At 62.3% G+C, this 20,563-nt stretch carries 21 protein-coding genes; 17 read left to right on the top strand and 4 right to left on the bottom strand.

Annotated features, from left to right (window positions below):
- Positions 1-117: 117 nt before the first annotated feature.
- The 5 genes from AC788_RS19950 to ispD all read left to right on the top strand — a co-directional run bounded on the left by AC788_RS19950 (position 118) and on the right by ispD (position 5,125).
- A complete protein-coding gene (locus AC788_RS19950; protein ID WP_049862275.1) occupies positions 118-1,749 on the top strand; it encodes a CTP synthase in 1,632 nt (543 codons plus the stop codon).
- 5 nt (positions 1,750-1,754) lie between these two features.
- A complete protein-coding gene (gene kdsA, locus AC788_RS19945; protein WP_049862274.1) occupies positions 1,755-2,600 on the top strand; it encodes a 3-deoxy-8-phosphooctulonate synthase in 846 nt (281 codons plus the stop codon).
- A gap of 154 nt (positions 2,601-2,754) precedes the next feature.
- Positions 2,755-4,044, top strand: coding sequence for a phosphopyruvate hydratase (gene eno, locus AC788_RS19940; protein WP_049862273.1), 1,290 nt, complete (start codon positions 2,755-2,757; stop codon positions 4,042-4,044).
- Between the two features lie 98 nt (positions 4,045-4,142).
- Positions 4,143-4,421 (top strand): cell division protein FtsB, encoded by a 279-nt coding sequence (gene ftsB / locus AC788_RS19935; protein ID WP_043185120.1) that lies wholly within the window; start codon positions 4,143-4,145, stop codon positions 4,419-4,421.
- Complete coding sequence (ispD, locus tag AC788_RS19930; protein ID WP_049862272.1) at positions 4,418-5,125, top strand: 2-C-methyl-D-erythritol 4-phosphate cytidylyltransferase; 708 nt, start codon at positions 4,418-4,420, stop codon at positions 5,123-5,125. Before ftsB ends, ispD begins: the two co-directional genes overlap by 4 nt.
- 38 nt (positions 5,126-5,163) lie before the next feature.
- On the opposite strand, the gene AC788_RS19925 is transcribed toward ispD, so the two are convergent.
- Positions 5,164-6,057, bottom strand: coding sequence for a LysR family transcriptional regulator (locus tag AC788_RS19925; protein ID WP_049862271.1), 894 nt, complete (start codon positions 6,055-6,057; stop codon positions 5,164-5,166).
- A 106-nt stretch (positions 6,058-6,163) separates the two neighbouring features.
- Between AC788_RS19925 and AC788_RS19920 the strand changes: the two genes are divergently transcribed.
- The 8 genes from AC788_RS19920 to rpoS all read left to right on the top strand — a co-directional run bounded on the left by AC788_RS19920 (position 6,164) and on the right by rpoS (position 13,283).
- Entirely contained in the window at positions 6,164-7,276 is a 1,113-nt protein-coding gene (locus AC788_RS19920; protein WP_043185129.1) for an S-(hydroxymethyl)glutathione dehydrogenase/class III alcohol dehydrogenase, read from the top strand.
- Between the two features lie 8 nt (positions 7,277-7,284).
- Positions 7,285-8,127, top strand: a complete 843-nt coding sequence (gene fghA, locus AC788_RS19915) for an S-formylglutathione hydrolase (RefSeq protein ID WP_049862270.1) — start codon at positions 7,285-7,287, stop codon at positions 8,125-8,127.
- Between the two features lie 99 nt (positions 8,128-8,226).
- Positions 8,227-8,700, top strand: a complete 474-nt coding sequence (gene ispF, locus AC788_RS19910) for a 2-C-methyl-D-erythritol 2,4-cyclodiphosphate synthase (protein WP_049862269.1) — start codon at positions 8,227-8,229, stop codon at positions 8,698-8,700.
- Entirely contained in the window at positions 8,697-9,755 is a 1,059-nt protein-coding gene (truD, locus tag AC788_RS19905; protein ID WP_049862268.1) for a tRNA pseudouridine(13) synthase TruD, read from the top strand. The genes ispF and truD overlap by 4 nt, the downstream gene beginning before the upstream one ends.
- The gene (surE, locus tag AC788_RS19900; RefSeq protein ID WP_049862267.1) at positions 9,743-10,492 is read left to right on the top strand and encodes a 5'/3'-nucleotidase SurE; all 750 of its coding nucleotides are present in this window, start codon (positions 9,743-9,745) and stop codon (positions 10,490-10,492) included. Before truD ends, surE begins: the two co-directional genes overlap by 13 nt.
- A 35-nt stretch (positions 10,493-10,527) precedes the next feature.
- Complete coding sequence (locus tag AC788_RS19895) at positions 10,528-11,163, top strand: protein-L-isoaspartate(D-aspartate) O-methyltransferase (protein ID WP_161804308.1); 636 nt, start codon at positions 10,528-10,530, stop codon at positions 11,161-11,163.
- Between the two features lie 150 nt (positions 11,164-11,313).
- A complete protein-coding gene (locus AC788_RS19890) occupies positions 11,314-12,171 on the top strand; it encodes a peptidoglycan DD-metalloendopeptidase family protein (protein ID WP_049862265.1) in 858 nt (285 codons plus the stop codon).
- A 107-nt stretch (positions 12,172-12,278) separates the two neighbouring features.
- Positions 12,279-13,283: an RNA polymerase sigma factor RpoS gene (gene rpoS, locus AC788_RS19885; protein WP_049862264.1), complete on the top strand. Its 1,005-nt coding sequence runs from the start codon at positions 12,279-12,281 to the stop codon at positions 13,281-13,283.
- 496 nt (positions 13,284-13,779) lie between these two features.
- On the opposite strand, the gene fdxA is transcribed toward rpoS, so the two are convergent.
- Positions 13,780-14,103 (bottom strand): ferredoxin FdxA, encoded by a 324-nt coding sequence (gene fdxA, locus AC788_RS19880; protein ID WP_043185148.1) that lies wholly within the window; start codon positions 14,101-14,103, stop codon positions 13,780-13,782.
- A 138-nt stretch (positions 14,104-14,241) separates the two neighbouring features.
- On the bottom strand, positions 14,242-16,809 hold the full coding sequence (gene mutS, locus AC788_RS19875; protein WP_082223732.1) for a DNA mismatch repair protein MutS: 2,568 nt from the start codon (positions 16,807-16,809) through the stop codon (positions 14,242-14,244).
- 207 nt (positions 16,810-17,016) lie between these two features.
- Here mutS and AC788_RS19870 point away from each other — a divergent pair, with 207 nt between their 5' ends.
- The 3 genes from AC788_RS19870 (at position 17,017) to recX (ending at position 19,148) form a co-directional block, all read left to right on the top strand.
- A complete protein-coding gene (locus AC788_RS19870) occupies positions 17,017-17,517 on the top strand; it encodes a CinA family protein (RefSeq protein ID WP_049862262.1) in 501 nt (166 codons plus the stop codon).
- Positions 17,518-17,602: 85 nt separating this feature from the next.
- Positions 17,603-18,673, top strand: coding sequence for a recombinase RecA (recA, locus tag AC788_RS19865; RefSeq protein WP_043185156.1), 1,071 nt, complete (start codon positions 17,603-17,605; stop codon positions 18,671-18,673).
- A gap of 7 nt (positions 18,674-18,680) precedes the next feature.
- Complete coding sequence (gene recX / locus AC788_RS19860; protein ID WP_082223731.1) at positions 18,681-19,148, top strand: recombination regulator RecX; 468 nt, start codon at positions 18,681-18,683, stop codon at positions 19,146-19,148.
- A gap of 60 nt (positions 19,149-19,208) precedes the next feature.
- Here the strand turns inward: recX and AC788_RS19855 are convergent, their stop codons facing one another.
- A complete protein-coding gene (locus tag AC788_RS19855) occupies positions 19,209-19,613 on the bottom strand; it encodes a PA3611 family quorum-sensing-regulated virulence factor (RefSeq protein ID WP_049862260.1) in 405 nt (134 codons plus the stop codon).
- Between the two features lie 182 nt (positions 19,614-19,795).
- On the opposite strand from AC788_RS19855, the gene AC788_RS19850 reads away from it, so the two are divergent.
- Positions 19,796-20,506, top strand: a complete 711-nt coding sequence (locus AC788_RS19850; RefSeq protein WP_049862259.1) for a tRNA-uridine aminocarboxypropyltransferase — start codon at positions 19,796-19,798, stop codon at positions 20,504-20,506.
- Positions 20,507-20,563: the final 57 nt, after the last annotated feature.

The following is a 20,563-nucleotide window of genomic DNA, read 5'->3' as shown; positions in this document are numbered from 1 at the left end:
CACCGGATTCACGGACGTTGCCGATTGCCAAACCGTTTTTGGCCGTCGGGGGCTTCGGCCTTCCTTCGCTTTCCCCGGCGGCTTCTGCCGCTTTAACGCAGACTTCTAGGGTTTTTCATGACGCGCTACATCTTCGTCACGGGCGGTGTTGTTTCTTCATTGGGGAAAGGCATTGCCTCGGCTTCATTGGCGGCCATCCTGGAGGCGCGGGGGCTCAAAGTCACCATGCTCAAGCTTGACCCGTACATCAACGTCGACCCGGGCACCATGAGCCCGTTCCAGCACGGTGAAGTGTTCGTCACCCATGACGGCGCCGAGACCGACCTGGACCTGGGGCACTACGAGCGGTTCATCCGCACGACCATGACCCAGAACAACAACTTCACCACCGGCCGCGTCTACGAGCACGTGTTGCGCAAGGAACGTCGTGGTGACTACCTGGGCGCGACCATCCAGGTCATCCCGCACATCACCGACGAGATCAAGCGCCGCATCATCAAGGGCGCCGGCGATGCCGACGTGGCCATGGTCGAGATCGGCGGCACCGTGGGCGACATCGAATCGCAACCGTTCCTGGAGGCGATCCGCCAGTTGCGCTTCGAAGTCGGCGCCAAGCGCGCGATGCTGATGCACCTGACGCTGGTCCCGTACATCGCCACCGCCGGCGAGACCAAGACCAAGCCGACCCAGCATTCGGTCAAGGAATTGCGCTCCATCGGCCTGCAGCCCGATGTGCTGGTGTGCCGCTCCGATCACCCGATCGACACCTCGTCGCGTCGCAAGATCGCGCAGTTCACCAACGTCGAAGAGCGCGCGGTCATCGCCCTGGAAGACGCCGACACCATCTACAAGATCCCGGGCATCCTGCACTCCCAGGGCCTGGACGATTTCGTCGTCGAGCGTTTCGGACTGCAGTGCGGCAGCGCCGACCTGTCCGAGTGGGACGCGGTGGTCGATGCCAAGCTGAACCCGGAACACGAAGTGACCATCGCCATGGTCGGCAAGTACATGGAACTGCTCGATGCCTACAAATCGCTGATCGAAGCGATGAGCCATGCCGGCATCAGCAATCGCACCAAGGTCAACCTGCGCTACATCGACTCCGAAGACATCGAGAATCAGGGCACTGCGCTGCTCGAAGGCGTGGACGCCATCCTGGTTCCCGGCGGCTTCGGTCTGCGCGGTGTGGAAGGCAAGATCACCGCCGTGCAGTACGCCCGCGAGAACAAGGTGCCGTACCTGGGTATCTGCCTGGGCATGCAGGTGGCCGTCATCGAATTCGCCCGTAACGTGATGGGCTGGAAAGACGCCAACTCCACCGAATTCGATCGCGCCAGCGGCCACCCGGTGGTCGGTCTGATCACCGAATGGGAAGACGCCACCGGCGCCGTGGAAACCCGTACCGAAGCTTCCGATCTGGGCGGCACCATGCGCCTGGGTGCGCAGGACTGCCAGCTGATCAGCGGTTCCAAGGTGCACGATTGCTACGCCCGCGATGTGATCGTCGAGCGTCATCGTCATCGCTACGAAGTGAACAACAACCTGCTGCCGCAACTGGTCGACGCCGGCCTGGTGGTTTCCGGTCGCTCGGGTGATGGTGCGCTGGTCGAAGTGGTCGAGTCCAAGGACCATCCGTGGTTCGTGGCCTGCCAGTTCCACCCCGAGTTCACCTCGACGCCGCGTGACGGTCACCCGCTGTTCAGCGGCTTCGTCAAGGCTGCATTGGCTCAACATCAGAAGAAGGCCTGACCCTCATGGCGCAGAAGATCATCCGCGTTGGCGACATCGAGATCGCCAACGACAAGCCATTCGTCCTGTTCGGCGGCATGAACGTGCTGGAATCGCGCGACATGGCCCTCAAGGTCTGCGAAGAATACGTGCGGGTGACCGACAAGCTCGGCATCCCCTACGTGTTCAAGGCCAGCTTCGACAAGGCCAACCGCTCTTCGGTGACCTCCTACCGTGGCCCCGGCCTGGAAGAGGGCATGCGCATCTTCGAGGAGATCAAGCAGACCTTCAATGTGCCGCTGATCACCGACGTCCACGAGCCTGCGCAGGCTGCCGTGGTCGCCGAAGTCTGCGACATCATTCAGCTGCCAGCCTTCCTGTCGCGCCAGACCGACCTGGTGGTCGCCATGGCCAAGACCGGTGCGGTCATCAACATCAAGAAGGCCCAGTTCCTGGCGCCGCAGGAAATGAAGCACATCCTGACCAAGTGCGAGGAAGCCGGTAACGACCAGTTGATCCTCTGCGAGCGTGGTTCGAGCTTCGGTTACAACAACCTGGTGGTGGACATGCTCGGCTTCGGCATCATGAAGTCGTTCCAATATCCAGTGTTCTTCGACGTTACCCATGCCCTGCAGATGCCGGGCGGTCGCAGCGACTCGGCCGGTGGTCGCCGTGCCCAGGTCACCGACCTGGCCAAGGCAGGCCTGAGCCAGGGCCTGGCAGGTCTGTTCCTGGAAGCCCACCCGGACCCGGACAACGCCAAGTGCGACGGTCCGTGCGCACTGCGTCTGGACAAGCTGGAGCCGTTCCTCGCCCAGCTCAAGGCGCTCGACGAACTGGTCAAAGGTTTCCCGGCGATCGAAACGGCCTGATTGCGGTAAAGTAGTGCCCGATTTGTTGTGGTGAACCCTTCGCGGGCAGAGACCCGCTCTCACAGGGCTCCATGTGGGAGCGGTTCTCTGCCCGTGAATGGGCCACCAAGACCCCCGCTGCGTCGTTCTCGTCTACTTTGGAGTGTTCATAACAATGGCAAAAATCGTCGACATCAAAGGTCGTGAAGTTCTCGACTCCCGTGGCAACCCTACCGTGGAAGCCGACGTGCTTCTGGAAAACGGCATCATCGGCACTGCCTGTGCACCGTCGGGCGCGTCCACCGGCTCGCGTGAAGCGCTGGAGCTGCGCGATGGCGACAAGAGCCGCTACCTGGGCAAGGGTGTTCTGAAAGCCGTGGCCAACATCAATGGCCCGATTCGCGATGCGCTGCTGGGCAAGGACCCGGTTGACCAGAAGGCACTGGACCACGCCATGATTGCCCTGGACGGAACCGAGAACAAGGCATCGCTGGGCGCCAACGCCATCCTCGCCGTGTCCCTGGCTGCCGCCAAGGCTGCCGCGCAGGACCAGGACCTGCCCCTCTACGCGCACATCGCCAACCTCAATGGCACCCCGGGCGTCTACTCCATGCCCGTGCCGATGATGAACATCATCAACGGTGGCGAGCACGCCGACAACAATGTCGACATCCAGGAATTCATGGTCCAGCCCGTTGGCGCCAAGACTTTTTCCGACGCCCTGCGCATGGGCACCGAAATCTTCCACCACCTCAAGGCGGTACTGAAGGCTCGCGGCCTGAGCACTGCGGTAGGTGACGAAGGTGGCTTCGCCCCTGACCTGGCCTCCAACGAAGACGCCCTGAGCGCCATTGCCGAAGCCGTCGAGAAGGCCGGCTACAAACTGGGCACCGACGTGACCCTGGCACTGGACTGCGCTGCCAGCGAATTCTTCGAAAACGGCACCTACGATCTGGCCGGTGAAGGCCACAAGTTCGACGCCGAAGGTTTCGCCGAATACCTCAAGGGCCTGACCGAGCGCTACCCGATCATCTCCATCGAAGACGGCCTGGACGAGTCGGACTGGGCAGGCTGGAAGATCCTCACCGACAAGATCGGCGAGAAAGTTCAGCTGGTAGGTGACGACCTGTTCGTGACCAACACCAAGATTCTCAAGGAAGGCATCGACAAGAAGATCGCCAACTCGATTCTGATCAAGTTCAACCAGATCGGCACCCTGACCGAAACCCTGGAAGCCATCCAGATGGCCAAGGCCGCAGGTTACACCGCGGTGATCTCGCACCGCTCCGGCGAAACCGAGGATTCAACCATCGCCGACCTGGCCGTGGGTACCGCTGCCGGTCAGATCAAGACCGGCTCGCTGTGCCGCTCCGACCGCGTTTCCAAGTACAACCAACTGCTGCGTATCGAAGAGCAATTGGGCGCCAAGGCGATCTACCGTGGTCGCGACGAGTTTCGCGGCTAAGCAATAGATGGTAGAAAGACGACATGCGGAGCCTGGCGGATGCCAGGCTTCGTGCTATCTGGTCGCAGAGTTGAAGTTTTTTACCACTGGGTAATGTGATGCGCAGTCCTTATTGGTTGTTTCTCGTCTTGCTTCTGCTCCTGGGTGGTTTGCAGTATCGCCTGTGGGTCGGAAACGGAAGTCTCAAGCAGGTAGCCGAGCTGAAACAGCAGATCGCCGAACAGCACGCCGAGAACGAGCGGCTGTTGGAACGCAATCGCGTGATGGACGCTGAAGTACTCGAATTGAAAAAGGGCATGGAGACCGTGGAAGAGCGCGCTCGCCATGAACTGGGCATGGTCAAGGAGGGTGAAACCCTCTACCAGCTGGCCCAATGAAGACCTCGCTGCCAGCCTTCTGGGCAGTGATTCCCGCTGCAGGCGTGGGTGCACGCATGGCGGCGGACCGTCCCAAGCAATACCTGAGCCTGGGCGGTCGTACCATTCTGGAACACAGCATCGATTGTTTTCTCGGGCATCCGCAGCTCAAGGGCGTGATCGTCAGCCTCGCTGCCGATGATCCGTTCTGGCCCGAACTGCCCAGCGCCCGCAACGAACTGATCCAACGCGTGGCCGGCGGCCGCGAGCGGGCCGATTCGGTGCTCAACGCCTTGCTGCATTTGCATGCCCAGGGCGCAGACGAAGGCGATTGGGTGCTGGTGCACGATGCGGCGCGTCCCAATCTGTCCCGTGCCGATCTGGACAAGCTGCTCGCCGAGCTTGCCGACGACAGCGTGGGCGGGCTGCTGGCCGTACCGGCGCGGGACACGCTCAAGCGTGCCGATGCGACCGGGCGCGTTCAACACACCGTGGATCGCAGCACCATCTGGCAGGCGTTCACGCCGCAGATGTTCCGCCTGGGCGCCTTGCATCGAGCACTGGCCGACAGCCTGGTGGCCGGCGTGGCCGTTACCGACGAAGCCTCGGCCATCGAGTGGGCCGGGTTTGCGCCGAAACTGGTCGAGGGGCGGGCGGACAACCTCAAGGTCACCCGACCGGAAGATCTCGAGTGGTTGCGTCAGCGTTGGGCCATGCGCGGCTGAAGGCGCGCGCTGACCTTGTTCGCGGCCGATGACCGCTCCTACAGATATTCCGGCCTCTCACTCAACCCTGTCCGCAGATAGTCCACCAGCTTTCTGACCTTCGGCGACAGGTGACGCTGTTGCGGATAAAGCCCCCATACCGCCGTATTGGGCGGCTGGTGAGCGTCCAGCAGGGACACCAGCGCACCGCTGCGCAGATGTTCGAGCACATAGTAGTCGGGCAACTGGCACAGCCCTACGCCCTGCAATGCTGCTTCGAGCACCGCCTGACCGCTGTTGCAGCGCCAATTACCTTGTACCCGCTGAGCCTGCTCCTTGCCATCGACCTGCAAGGGCCAGATGTCCGAGCTGCCCACCAGGCAATTGTGCCGCGCCAACTCCGACACGCTGTGCGGGCGTCCGTATCGCGCCAGGTACAAGGGTGAGGCGCAGAGGAACATCCGTCGTGGGGCCAGTCGTGTCGCCACCAGCCGTGAGTCTTGCAGGCGCCCCAGCCGGATGGCCAGATCCAGGCCCTCGTGCAGCAGGTCCAGGGTGCGGTTGCTCAGCTCGATGTCCACGCGCAGTTGCGGGTACAGCCCCATGAAGCGCGTGACCAACGGCACGATGAAGCGCTCGCCGTAGGCCACGGCGCAGGTCAGGCGCAGCAGCCCCTTGGGTTCCCCGGTCAGATCGCTCATGGCGCGCCAGGCTTCGTCGCGGCCATCCTGCAGGCGTTGGCAATGTTGCAGGAACGTCTGGCCCGCCTCGGTCAGCGCCACGCGTCGCGTGCTGCGATAGAGCAGGCGCGTCTGCAGGCGTTCTTCCAGTCGAGCGATCTGGCGGCTGACATGGGACGAAGACACGCCAAGGCGCTGGGCCGCGGCGCTGAAATGAGCGCACTCGGCCACTGCGACGAACTCGTCGATCCCCTCCCAGCGGTTGTCACTCATCCGATTATCCCTGTACAGCATCAATGTTTTGCCGAAGGGGTGATTATTCCGTATTGGTCGATGAATTACACTGTAGTCAGTCCCGTTCATTTCAGGAGCAGCATTGATGATCAAGTCCCGCGCCGCCGTTGCATTCGAAGCCAACAAGCCGTTGGAAATCGTCGAGATCGACGTGGCCATGCCCAAGGCCGGTGAAGTCCTGCTGCGCGTGGTCGCGTCCGGCGTCTGCCACACCGACGCGTACACCCTGTCGGGCGCGGATCCGGAAGGTATCTTCCCGTCGGTACTGGGCCATGAAGGTGGCGCCATCGTCGAAGCCGTGGGCGAGGGCGTCACCTCGGTTGCGGTGGGCGATCACGTCATTCCGCTGTACACACCCGAGTGCCGTCAGTGCAAGTTCTGCAAGTCGGGCAAGACCAACCTCTGCCAGGCCATCCGCGCCACCCAGGGCAAGGGTCTGATGCCTGATGGCACCACGCGCTTCTCGTACAACGGCAAGGAACTGTTCCACTACATGGGGACTTCGACGTTCTCCGAGTACACCGTGCTGCCGGAGATCTCGGTGGCCAAGATCGACAAGCAAGCGCCGCTGGAAAAGGTCTGCCTGCTGGGTTGCGGTGTCACCACCGGTATCGGTGCGGTACTGAACACGGCCAAGGTCAAGCCAGGCGACACCGTGGCGGTATTTGGTCTGGGTGGCATCGGCCTGTCGGCCATCATCGGTGCGGTCAAGGCCAAGGCCGGTCGGATCATCGCCATCGACATCAACCCGAGCAAATTCGAGATTGCCCGTCAGTTGGGTGCCACCGACTGCATCAATCCCAAGGAATATGACCGTCCGATCCAGGAAGTCATCGTCGACCTCACCGACGGCGGCGTGGATTTTTCCTTCGAGTGCATCGGCAACGTGCAACTGATGCGTGCAGCCCTGGAATGCTGCCACAAGGGCTGGGGCGAATCGGTGATCATCGGTGTGGCAGGCGCCGGCCAGGAAATCGCCACGCGGCCATTCCAGTTGGTCACCGGTCGGGTCTGGCGCGGTTCGGCGTTCGGCGGCGTGCGCGGCCGGACCGAGTTGCCCAGCTATGTCGAAATGGCCGAGACCGGCGAAATCCCGTTGGACACCTTCATCACCCACACCATGGGTCTGGAAGACATCAACAAGGCGTTCGACCTGATGCACGAAGGCAAGAGCATCCGCTCGGTCATCCACTTCTGAGGTCTGCCATGAGCCTGGAAAACCTGTCGTGCCAGAAGAGCTTCGGCGGCTGGCACAAGCGTTACAAGCATCGTTCCAAAACGTTGAATTGCGACATGACCTTCGCCGTGTACCTGCCGCCGCAGGCCGAGGAGGGCGGCAAGTTGCCCGTGCTGTACTGGCTGTCGGGGCTGACCTGCACCGACGAGAACTTCATGCAGAAGGCCGGTGGTCTCAAGCTGGCCGCGGAACTGGGCCTGATCATCGTGGCGCCCGACACTAGCCCTCGCGGTGCCGACGTACCGGATGATCCGGAGAAAGCCTGGGATTTCGGTCTGGGTGCCGGGTTCTATCTGAACGCCACCGAGCAGCCGTGGGCGCAGCATTACCGCATGCACGACTATGTGGTGCATGAGTTGCCTGACCTTGTGGAAGCGCACTTTCCGGCCTCGGACAAACGCTCCATCAGTGGCCACTCGATGGGCGGCCACGGTGCGCTGGTCTGCGCGCTGCGCAACCCAGGGCGCTACCGGTCGATCTCGGCGTTCTCGCCGATCAGCAATCCCATGGATTGTCCGTGGGGGCAGAAAGCGTTTTCCCATTATCTGGGCGAAGAGCGCTCGCGCTGGCGCGAATGGGACGCCAGCGTGCTGATCGCCGATGCGGCGGAACATCTGCCGCTGCTGGTGGATCAGGGCGATCGCGACGACTTCCTCGAGAACCAGCTCAAGCCGCAGGCCTTGAGCCAGGCGGCAAAGGCTGTAGGCTATGCACTGACGCTGCGCATGCAGCCGGGCTATGACCACAGCTATTACTTCATCGCCAGCTTCATCGATGACCATTTGCGGCATCATGCCAAGGCCTTGGGGTGACTGGACGGCCATCACCCTCATCGACAGATGTTTTGATCCGCCCAACCTGTGCCAAAGCAGGTAGAATCACGCCCTGACTCAATCAGGGCGTTTTTTTCTATGCGTATTGGCCACGGCTACGACGTGCACCGATTCGCCGAGGGTGACTTCATTACCCTGGGCGGCGTGCGAATCCCTCACAAGTTCGGCCTGCTGGCTCATTCCGACGGCGATGTGGTGCTGCACGCCTTGAGCGATGCCTTGCTCGGCGCCGCTGCGCTGGGCGACATCGGCAAGCACTTTCCGGACACCGATCCGCAGTTCAAGGGCGCGGACAGCCGTGTGCTGCTGCGTCATGTGGTGTCGGTAGTGGCCCAGAAAGGCTGGAAAGTCGGGAACGTCGACGCAACCATCGTGGCCCAGGCACCCAAGATGGCGCCACACATCGAAACCATGCGGGAACGGATCGCCGCCGATCTGGGCGTGGAGCTGGACCAGGTCAACGTCAAGGCGACCACCACCGAGAAGCTGGGCTTCGCCGGGCGCGAGGAAGGTATCGCCGTGCATGCGGTCGCCTTGTTGCTGCGCGCATGACCGAACTCGAACTGCTCGGCCCGCGAGCTTCAGGCGACAGCCTGGGCAGCGCCGTACTCAAGGCCAGCGCCGAAGACTTCCAGGTCGATGAAGTGCTGGACATCCCCTTGTCCGGTCAGGGCGAGCACCTCTGGCTGTGGGTCGAAAAACGCAACCTCAATACCGAAGAAGCGGCACGCCGCCTGGCCAAGGCCGCTGGCGTACCGCTGCGCACCGTCAGCTACGCGGGCCTGAAGGATCGCCAGGCGCTGACCCGCCAGTGGTTCAGTCTGCACCTGCCTGGCAAGGCCGATCCGGACCTGAGCGCGGCGCAGAACGACACCCTGGTCATCCTCAAGCACGCCCGGCACTCGCGCAAATTGCAGCGCGGCGCCCACTCGGCCAACGGCTTCACCGTGCGCCTGACTGCGCTGAAGGCCGATCGGACCGCGCTTGACGCGCGCCTTGAAGAAATCCGGCAGGCCGGCGTACCGAATTATTTCGGCACCCAGCGCTTCGGTTTCCAGGGCGGCAACCTGCACGACGCTCGGCAGTATGCCGAGCGCCAGGCGCTGCCCGAGCAACGCAACGTGCGTTCGCGCCTGCTCTCCACAGCGCGTAGTTTTCTGTTCAACCAGATACTCGCCGCGCGCGTTGCCGACGGTACCTGGAACCGTGCCCAGGTTGGTGATCTGCTGGCCTTCACCGACAGCCGCAGTTTCTTTGTGGCCGGTGAAGCCGAATGCAGCGACCCGCGACTGGACATCCTCGACCTGCACCCCACCGCAGCGCTGTGGGGCGAAGGCGCTTCGGCCGCCGGCGGCCATTGCGCCGACCTGGAAAACACCGTGGCCGGTCAGCATCCAGCACTCTGCGCCTGGCTCGCCCGGGCCGGTCTGGAACAGGAGCGACGCATTCTGCGGCTGCCCATTGGCGAGCTGACGTGGCATTATCCCGAGCCTGACATCCTGCAGTTGCACTTCGTCCTGCCGGCCGGTTGCTTCGCCACTGTCGTGGTGCGCGAACTCGTCGATCTGGTGCCGACAGGGCAGACGGAAAGTCCATGCGTATTCTGATTTCCAACGATGATGGGGTCACCGCCCCCGGCCTCGCCGCGCTTCACGACGTGTTGCATGGCTACGCCCAGTGCACGGTGATCGCCCCCGACCAGGACCGCAGCGGCGCCAGCAGTTCGCTCACGCTGGATCGGCCACTGCACCCGCAGACCCTGCCCAACGGCTTCATCAGCGTGAACGGCACGCCCACCGACTGCGTGCACCTGGGTCTCAACGGCCTGTTGCCCTTCGAGCCGGACCTGGTGGTTTCAGGCATCAATCTGGGCGCCAACCTGGGCGACGACGTGCTGTATTCGGGCACCGTGGCCGCCGCCCTTGAAGGGCGATTCCTGGGGCACACCTCGTTTGCCTTCTCGTTGCTGTCGCGTCAGCCCGAGCACCTGCCGACCGCGGCGTACTATGCGCGCAAGCTCATCGAGGCCCGTGACCAGTTGAACCTGCCGCCGCGCACCGTGCTCAACGTGAACATTCCCAACCTGCCGATCGACCGCATCCGCGGCATGGTCCTGACCCGTCTGGGCCATCGGGCCCGAGCCGCCGCACCGATCCGCATGGTCGACCCGCGCGGCAAGCCCGGCTACTGGATCGCGGTGGCCGGCGACGCCGAGGACGGCGGTCCCGGTACCGATTTCCATGCGGTGATGCAGGGCTACGTGTCGGTCACTCCGCTGCAGCTGGACCGTACCTTCAACCAGGCCTTCGAACAGGTTCAAGGCTGGCTCGAGGGGCTCGGTTGATGCGCAATAGAGACAATCAGCACCACGGCATCGGCATGACCTCGCAGCGTACCCGCGAGCGCCTGATCCAGCGGTTGTGCGACGAAGGCCTGGCCAACACACAGGTGCTCGAAGTGCTGCGCCGCACGCCTCGCCACCTGTTCGTCGACGAAGCCCTTGCCCACCGCGCCTATGAAGACACGGCGCTGCCCATCGGCCACAACCAGACCATTTCCCAGCCTTACATGGTCGCCCGCATGAGCGAGCTGTTGCTCGCGGCGGGTCCCTTGGACAAGGTCATGGAGATCGGCACGGGTTCGGGCTACCAGACGGCCGTATTGGCCCAACTGGTGGAACGGGTGTTCTCGGTGGAACGGATCAAGGTCCTGCAGGATCGCGCCAAGGAGCGCCTGCAGGCCCTCGATCAACGCAACGTGGTGTTCCGCTGGGGCGATGGCTGGGAAGGCTGGCCGGCGCTGGCGCCGTACAACGGCATCATCGTGACCGCCGTGGCGACCGATGTTCCGCAAGCCTTGCTCGATCAACTCGCGCCCGGTGGTCGGCTGGTGATTCCGGTCGGCTCGGGCGACGTCCAGCAATTGATGCTGATCGTACGCGAAGAGCACGGCTTCTCCCGGCATGTCCTGGAGGCGGTACGTTTCGTGCCGTTGCTCAACGGTCCGCTGGCGTGATCGGTGTGGCCGTGCGGAGTGAATTCTGCTGCCCAGCGCCTGTCTGACAGCGGGTCGTGGCGCAGGTACGGCCAGAGCCTGCAGCCAGGCGCGTCGAAGGCGAGCAGTGAAGTTGGATATTTTTTTGTCACCACAACAAAGGAGCGGCGGGTGAGCCTCACAATCATTGGGCAGCGTGCAGGTAGTTCGAGCTTCAAGCTCCTGATGCTCGGGGTTGCGGTCGCAGCCTTTCTGTCCGGCTGTTCCAGCACCTCCAGCCAGGTCAGCGTGGTCGATCGCAACAATGCAGCCAAGGCGGCACAGCGCCAGCCCGTGACCACCGGCCAATACGCGGTCAAGCGCGGCGACACACTGTTTTCCATCGCCTTCCGCTATGGTTGGGATTACAAGGCCCTGGCCGCACGCAACAACATTCCCGTGCCCTATACCATTCGCCCCGGTCAGGTGATTCGCTTCGATGGTAGCTCGGGTGCGCCAGCAACCACCGTGGTCACCACGCAGAGTGGCGCCTCGGCATCGTCCTCGAGCCGTACCACCGTCACCCGCCGACCGCTGACCACGGCGCCGACCACGACCGCCAGCAGCGCTGCCATCCCCGTGCCTTCGCCCACGCCGGTACCCGCTGGCGAGCGCACACAGGGTGGTTGGGCATGGCCAGCCAATGGTGTTCTGATCGGCAAATTCGCTTCAAACGGTAGTTTGAATAAAGGAATTGATATCGCCGGTGATTTGGGACAGCCTGTTTTTGCTGCGTCTGATGGGGCTGTGGTTTACGCCGGGAGTGGATTGAGGGGCTACGGCGAGTTGGTCATCATCAAACACAGTGATACCTACGTCAGTGCCTACGGTCACAACCGCAGGTTGTTGGTTCGGGAGGGTCAGCAGGTCAAGGTCGGTCAGACAATTGCCGAAATGGGTTCAACGGGGACGGACCGGGTGAAGCTGCATTTTGAGATTCGCCGCCAGGGCAAGCCCGTAGATCCGCTGCAGTTCCTGCCACGTCGTTGATTTGCACTGCCAGCCTGTTCCTTCACGTAGTGGGGACGGGCTCAAGCGCTGCCATGGAGATTGGCGCCGCTGGAGCTTGAGGTCGAACTCAGCAAAGGACTATAACAATGGCTCTCAGCAAAGAAGCGCCGGGGTTTGACATCGACGATGAGGTGCTCCTTATGGAACCCGGCATCGTATTGGATGTGATGTCGGACGAAGAACCTGCTGCACCCGCGGTTCGCACCAAGGCCCGCAGTTCCACATCGCTCAAACAGCACAAGTACATCGATTACACACGGGCGCTCGACGCGACCCAGTTGTATTTGAATGAAATCGGTTTTTCACCTCTGCTTTCACCCGAAGAAGAGGTGCACTTCGCACGGCTTTCCCAGAGCGGCTGCCCAGCCGGTCGCAAGCGCATGATCGAAAGCAACCTGCGCCTGGTCGTGAAGATAGCCCGTCGCTACGTCAATCGCGGCCTGTCGTTGCTCGACCTTATCGAGGAGGGCAACCTGGGGCTGATTCGCGCGGTCGAGAAATTCGACCCCGAGCGCGGCTTCCGCTTCTCGACCTATGCCACCTGGTGGATCCGGCAGACCATCGAACGGGCGATCATGAATCAGACCCGTACCATCCGCCTGCCGATTCACGTGGTCAAGGAACTCAACGTGTACCTGCGCGCCGCGCGCGAGCTCACGCAGAAGCTCGACCACGAACCGTCCCCCGAGGAAATCGCCAACCTGCTGGAAAAGCCCGTGGGCGAGGTCAAGCGCATGCTTGGGCTCAACGAACGTGTGTCTTCGGTGGACGTATCGTTGGGGCCGGATTCGGACAAGACCCTCCTCGACACCCTGACCGACGACCGCCCTACCGACCCGTGCGAGTTGCTGCAGGATGACGATCTGTCCCAGAGCATCGACCAGTGGCTGTCCGAGCTGACCGACAAGCAGCGCGAAGTGGTGGTGCGCCGTTTCGGCCTGCGCGGGCACGAGAGCAGTACGTTGGAGGATGTCGGTCTGGAGATCGGCCTGACCCGCGAACGCGTACGCCAGATCCAGGTGGAAGGCCTCAAACGATTGCGCGAGATACTCGAGAAGAACGGGCTGTCGAGCGAGTCGCTGTTTCAATAGGCTCGCTAGCATGGCCAATCAATACGCCCCTTTCGCAGGGGCGTTTTTTATTGGCTGCTGTAATGTTGCAGGTGATTGTCAGTATTTCCGGCGACGTTATGTAAGCCTTTGGCTATAAAGCGAGTCAAAGTTTCGTAATTTGAAATCCTGTGCGCTGCAACTGGCTGTTCCATCGCAACTTATTCAATAATCTGACAACAAAGTCAGCTTCCCGCGAGAATTAACCGCAGTTGTCTTAACTCTTGGATACGTTAATATCAAGGCGTGTTCAGGGACGACACAGGTGCTCAGGATCGAGTGCCCAAAAGGGATATCGCAGTGACGCGATTCATCAGGACGATGACAGGGATAAAAGGGACAGGGAAAGGTGGGCGGCTCATTACCGCCCCTTTTTTTTGTCTTTTTTTTAGGTGGGAAGCAAACCACCAGCCGCTCGAACGGGCGTCACCTCAGTGATCGCGGCCGAACGGGGCTGGCGCGGGGCAGCAGGGGCGACTTAGCGCTCCAGATCCTTGATCTTGCCTTTGACGCCGTCGAATTCTTCGGCTTCAGGCAGTGCATCCTTCTTCTCGGTAATGTTGGGCCAGACTTCGGCCAACTCCACGTTCAGCTGGATGAACTCCTGCATGTCTTCGGGCACCTCATCTTCCGAGAAGATGGCTTGGGCCGGGCATTCTGGCTCGCACAGTGCGCAGTCGATGCACTCATCCGGGTGAATCACCAGGAAATTCGGGCCTTCGTAGAAGCAGTCCACCGGACAGACTTCCACGCAGTCGGTGTACTTGCACTTGATGCAGTTGTCGGTGACGACGAAGGTCATTTCTATTTCTCTCCTCAGGCGGCGGCAGCGAAGCCCTTCACAGGGCCGCTTGGTTTGGGACAGGCAGCCGCAGACCAGGCTAATAGCCGTTGGCATTCCCAAACCGCGCGGGATTCTAGCAGCTTGTAGGAATAAGCGTTAGACCCGGTTCTTCAGTGCATAGAGCAATTCCAGCGCTTGGCGCGGGGTCAGTCCATCGATATCGGTCTTGGCAAGCTGCTCCAGTACCGGGTGTGGCAGGCTCGCGAACAGGTCGGCCTGATGCGGCGCTGCCGTCTTGCCAGGTGCGGGCGTCGGGGCCTCGTGGGGCAGGCTGGTGGTTTCCAGGCGGCTCAGGTGCTCCTTGGCCCGCTGGATCACCGCGCCTGGCACGCCGGCCAACTGCGCTACCGCCAGACCATAACTCTGGCTGGCGGGACCGGCGAGCACATGGTGCAGAAAAACGATGCGTTCGTTGTGTTCGGTAGCGCTCAGGTGCACGTTCGCCACCAGTGGCTGGCTCTCCGGCAGCACCGTCAGCTCGAAGTAATGAGTGGCGAACAGCGTGTAGGCGCGCAGTCCGGCCAGGCATTCGGCGGCAGCCCAGGCCAGCGACAGGCCGTCGAAGGTGCTGGTGCCGCGACCGACTTCGTCCATCAGCACCAGGCTGCGCTCGGTGGCGTTGTGCAGGATGTTGGCGGTCTCGCTCATCTCCACCATGAAGGTCGACCGACCGCCGGCCAGATCGTCACTCGAACCGATTCGGGTGAAGATGCGGTCGACCAGCGACAACTCGCAACTGGCCGCCGGCACGAAGCTGCCGATGTGCGCCAGCAACACGATCAAGGCGGTCTGCCGCATGTAGGTGGACTTACCGCCCATGTTCGGACCGGTGATCACCAGCATGCGAGTGCTGTCGTCCAGGCTCAGGTCGTTGGCCACGAACGGCGTGGTCAGCACCTGCTCGACAACCGGATGGCGACCCTGGCCGATGCGCAGGCACGGCTCTTCCACGAAGCGCGGACGATTGAGGTCCAGGTTCAGGGCCCGCTCCGCCAGGTTGCTCAGCACATCGAGTTCGGCCAGCGCTGCTGCAGTGTCCTGCAAGGGTGGCAAATGGCCGATGAGGTTTTCCAGCAGTGCTTCGTACAACGACTTCTCGCGCGCCAGGGCGCGACTCTTGGCCGACAGCGCCTTGTCTTCGAAGGCCTTGAGCTCTGGAGTGATGAAGCGCTCGGCGCCCTTGAGCGTCTGCCGCCGGATGTAGTCCGCCGGTGCCTGCTCGGCTTGCTTGCTGGGCAGTTCGATGAAGTACCCGTGCACACGGTTGTAGCCCACCTTCAAGTGGGACAGGCCGGTACGCGCCTTTTCGCGCGCTTCGAGATCGATCAGGAACTGCCCGGCGTTCTCGCTCAGCGACAGCAGTTCGTCCAGCTCGCTGTCGTAACCGGTTTTCAGCACACCACCGTCGCGGATCACCGCAGGCGGGTTGTCGACGATGGCCTTGGCCAACAGATCGGCCAGCTCCGGATAGGTCCCGGCGATGGCCGCCAGCTGCGCCAGATGCGGAGCTTCGAGTTCGGCCATCGCCACCTGCAGCTCGGGCAGGGCGGCCAGGGCGTCACGCAGGCGCGCCAGGTCCCGCGGCCGGGCGTTGCGCAACCCGATCCGCGCGAGGATTCGCTCGATGTCGCCGATTTCCTTGAGCTGAGGCTGCAGACTTTCGAAGCGGTAGCCTTCCAGCAGGCAGCTGATCGAGCCCTGGCGTGCCTGCAGCACCTTGAGGTCACGCAGTGGGCGATTGAGCCAGCGCGTCAGCAGGCGGCTGCCCATCGCGGTCTGGCAGCGGTCGATGACCGATTGCAGGGTATTGTCGCGCCCGCCGGCCAGGTTGGTGTCCAACTCCAGGTTGCGACGGCTGGCACCGTCCAGCACCACCGTGTCATCCAGGCGTTCGTGACGCAGGCTGCGCAGATGGGGCAGGGCAGTGCGCTGGGTTTCCTTGGCATAGCCGAGCAGGCAACCGGCGGCGCCGATGGCCAGGGTCAACTTCTCGCAACCGAAGCCCTTGAGGTCCTGGGTGGCGAACTGCTGACACAGGCTCTTGTGCGCGGTGTCGCGCTCGAAGTCCCAGGGTGCGCGACGGCGCGAGCCCTTGCGCTTCTCGGCCGGCAGCCCCTGGGGCCAGTCATCGGGAATCAGCAACTCGACCGGATTGATCCGCTCAAGCTCCGCCAGCAGGTTTTCCCAGCCCGCCAGCTCCATGACCATGAAGCTGCCGCTGGTGATGTCCAATACCGCCAGACCGAACAGACGTTCGTCGCCCAGTACGGCCGCGATGAGGTTGTCGCGACGCTCGTCGAGCAGCGCTTCGTCGCTGACCGTACCCGGGGTGATGATGCGAACCACTTGCCGCTCGACCGGCCCCTTGCTCGTCGCTGGGTCGCCGATCTGCTCGCAGATCACCACCGATTCGCCCAGCTTGACCAGCTTGGCCAGGTAACCCTCGGCCGCATGGTAGGGAATACCGCACATGGGGATCGACTGCCCCGCCGACTGCCCGCGGGCAGTCAGGGTGATGTCGAGCAGTTTGGCCGCTTTCTTCGCGTCTTCGTAGAAGATTTCGTAGAAATCGCCCATGCGGTAGAACATCAGCTGTTCAGGATGCTGGTTCTTCAGCTTCCAGTACTGTTGCATCATCGGGGTGTGGTTAGAAAAATCGGACATTCAAGGACTTAGCTCGCGGGTGTCTTGGGGGACGTAAGGCAGGTCGCCAATAGTACAGGGATTTTTTTTGCGATGTAGGACGTTGGCAGCGCAGACGCAGTCGCACGAATGCCCGTCGGATCGGTCGTATCCAGGCAGGCCATGGCGACTTTTGACCTGCATGGCGCGAGGGCGTAGCCTCGTTGGCCGCCTTATCAAGGAGCTGCTATGGACGCCTCGACCTCACTCTCTGCCGACCTCGGCGAGCGCCTGCTTGGCCTCGGCGCCCAGGTCACCACGGCGGAGTCCTGCACAGGCGGTGGCATTGCCGAAGCCATCACACGAATCGCCGGCAGCTCGGCATGGTTCGAAGCGGGTTACATCACCTATTCCAATGCGCAGAAAACCGCCCAGTTGCAGGTTCCGACCGAGCTGTTCGAACAGGTCGGTGCCGTCAGCCGCGAGGTAGTCGAAGCCATGGTGCGCGGTGCTCAGCAGCACAGCAGAGCACGCTTTGCCGTGGCAGTCAGTGGCGTCGCCGGCCCTGGCGGTGGCTCCGCGGACAAGCCGGTGGGCACGGTGTGGTTGGCCTGGGCCGACGGCACGCGGGTGTTCAGCCGGCGCGAGCAATTTGCCGGCGACCGCGACGCCGTGCGCCGGCAAACCGTGGTCGCTGCCCTTCAGGGTTTGTTACACCTTGCCGCTGGAGAAAAACCGTTTCCGGGGTAGGCGAGGGACGTGGTATGTGGAATAATACTGGCTACTTATACAGGTGTTCTGGCCGTCAGGCCTTATTGATTACGTGAGGACTTCAATGGACGACAACAAGAAGCGTGCCTTGGCTGCGGCCCTGGGTCAGATCGAACGTCAATTCGGTAAGGGCGCCGTCATGCGCATGGGTGACCACGATCGCCAAGCGATTCCGGCCATCTCTACCGGTTCGCTTGGTCTGGATATCGCGCTGGGTATCGGCGGTCTGCCAAAAGGCCGGATCGTCGAGATCTACGGCCCGGAATCGTCGGGTAAGACCACGCTGACGCTTTCGGTCATCGCCCAGGCTCAGAAGGCCGGTGCAACCTGCGCCTTCGTCGACGCCGAGCACGCGCTGGATCCCGAATACGCTGGCAAGCTGGGCGTCAACGTTGATGACCTGCTGGTCTCTCAGCCGGACACCGGCGAGCAGGCGCTGGAAATCACCGACATGCTGGTGCGCTCCAACGCGGTCGACGTGATCATCGTCGACTCCGTGGCCGCACTGGTGCCCAAGGCCGAGATCGAAGGCGAGATGGGCGACATGCACGTGGGTCTGCAGGCACGCCTGATGTCCCAGGCGCTGCGCAAGATCACCGGTAACATCAAGAACGCCAACTGCCTGGTTATCTTCATCAACCAGATCCGCATGAAGATCGGCGTGATGTTCGGCAGCCCGGAAACCACCACCGGTGGTAACGCGCTCAAGTTCTACGCCTCGGTTCGCCTGGACATCCGCCGCACCGGCGCAGTCAAGGAAGGCGACGAAGTGGTGGGCAGCGAAACCCGCGTCAAGGTCGTCAAGAACAAGGTAGCACCGCCATTCCGTCAGGCCGAGTTCCAGATCCTGTACGGCAAGGGCATCTACCTGAACGGCGAAATCGTCGATCTGGGTGTGGCCAACGGGCTGCTGGAGAAGTCGGGTGCCTGGTACAGCTACCAGGGCAGCAAGATCGGTCAGGGCAAGGCCAACTCGGCCAAGTTCCTGCAAGACAACCCGGAAATCAAGGCCACTCTCGAGAAGCAGATCCGCGACAAACTGCTGACCGGTGGTACCGACAAGGCGGCAGCAGACAAGGCATCGGCGGCGACTGCACCCGCTGCAGACACGGCCGAAGCAGAAGCTGATTTCTGATTAGCCCATGCCACCTGTCGTACTAGATACACCCGTCGCCGTGCGACGGTCTGCCATGGACCTGCTCGCACGTCGCGAGCACGGTCGAGTCGAGCTGACGCGCAAATTGCGTCAGCGCGGCGCCTCCCCCGAAATGATCGACACCGAGCTTGATCGTCTCACCGACGAAGGCTTGTTGTCCGAAGCGCGTTATCTGGAAAGCTTCATTCGCTACCGAGCCAACTCGGGCTACGGGCCTGCGCGGATACGCGAAGACCTGACCCAGCGCGGTCTGCAGCGGGCTGATGTCGAACAGGCACTTCGTCAAAGCGGATTTGATTGGGGCGTACAGCTGCGTGATGTCTGGGAGCGCAAGTTCGCTGCCAGGCTTCCCACTGAAGCCAAGGAGCGGGCCCAGCAGACACGCTTCCTGGCATATCGGGGCTACCCGATGGAGCTGATTTCCCGTCTACTCAACGGCAAGGATCTGGACTGATCCATTTCGCCGTTGAGTCAGCGGTGCTCGTCGAGGAGCACCGTCACTTTTCTCAGAGTATTATTTGCCGCAATCCTTGGCGGTGTAGGACTGAGTACCGATGGTGCGATTGGTCTTGTATTCGGTGAAGTCGTAGCGCATCACGGCACCCTGTGCCATCAGGTTGCGGAATCCCTTGTTGCGACACACGCTGGCACCCAGCTGCAGGTACACGGTTTTGGGATCACGGCGCATCTCTTCGGCCTGGCTTTCGCGAACGCTCAGATGGTTGATCAACTGGTTGCCTTCGACGGTGAAACCTTGATCGAGGATGTCCTCGTTGATTGCGCGCGGCGTACCCACACTGCTTTGCTGAGCGACTTTCTGCAGGTTTTTCGACAGTTCCATCTCCTTCAACGAGGCAGCGTGGGCGGCCAGCGGCAGGGCAAGCAGCAAGGCGAAGGATGGGGCGATAAAGCGCAGCATGAAACACTCCTGGGCAAAAAGCCGGGCAAGACAAGTGGGCGTATGACCTGTCGATGGTACAGGCGTTCACCCACCTCTGAGGGTAGGCGGATTATACGGTGCGGCACGTCGGCTCACCATCGGCATCGCTCCCAGGGTCAGCTCTGCTAGAATCCGCGCCCCAGTTCCCAGCGTGATCTGCAATGAGCCATGCCGTTTTCCGTCTGCGCAGCGAGCGTCTGGCGCGCAGTACCCAGCCATTTACCGCAAGGGGTTCGCGTGCGCCGCGCTGCCCGCGTTGCCGGGTCATTCCCCAGTACTGTCTGTGTGCCTGGCGCCCCAGCGTCGCTGCGCAGTCGGCCATGTGTCTGCTGATGCATGACGTCGAACCCATGAAACCCAGCAATACCGGTTGGCTGATCGCGGACGTGATCGCCGACACCCATGCCTTCATGTGGTCGCGGGTGGGTGTCGACCCACAATTGCTGGCGCTGCTGGCCGATCCACAGTGGCAACCCTACCTGGTCTTTCCCGGAGAATTCGTCGAGCCGCAGCGGGTGACGAACAGCGTGACTCCCCAGCCCGGCCGGCGTCCGCTGTTCATCCTGCTGGACGCGACCTGGACCGAAGCGCGAAAGATGTTCCGCAAGAGCCCCTATCTGGCCTCGCTGCCAGTGCTGAGCCTGGCGCCTGAGCAACTGTCGCGCTACACCTTGCGCCGTTCCAAGCGTGATGATCACTTCTGCACGGCCGAGGTGGCCGCGCTGTGTCTGGAGTTGGCCGGGGACGAGGCGGCAGCGCGAGTGCTGGATGCCTATCTGGATGTGTTCAGTGCACACTACCTGGCGGCGAAATTTCAGGAGCCCGTCGACGAGACGGATGCGGGGCATCGATTCCTGGTCGACTACCTATAATTCCGGGCACTGCGTCGAATCCGAGTCGACTCTGGCCGTGGAGTCGCTTGACCACCA

Source organism: Pseudomonas sp. RIT-PI-a, assembly GCF_001187875.1.
In the GTDB taxonomy this organism is placed as follows: Bacteria; Pseudomonadota; Gammaproteobacteria; order Pseudomonadales; family Pseudomonadaceae; genus Aquipseudomonas; species Aquipseudomonas coleopterorum.
This window is presented reverse-complemented; position numbering and strand designations above follow the sequence as displayed.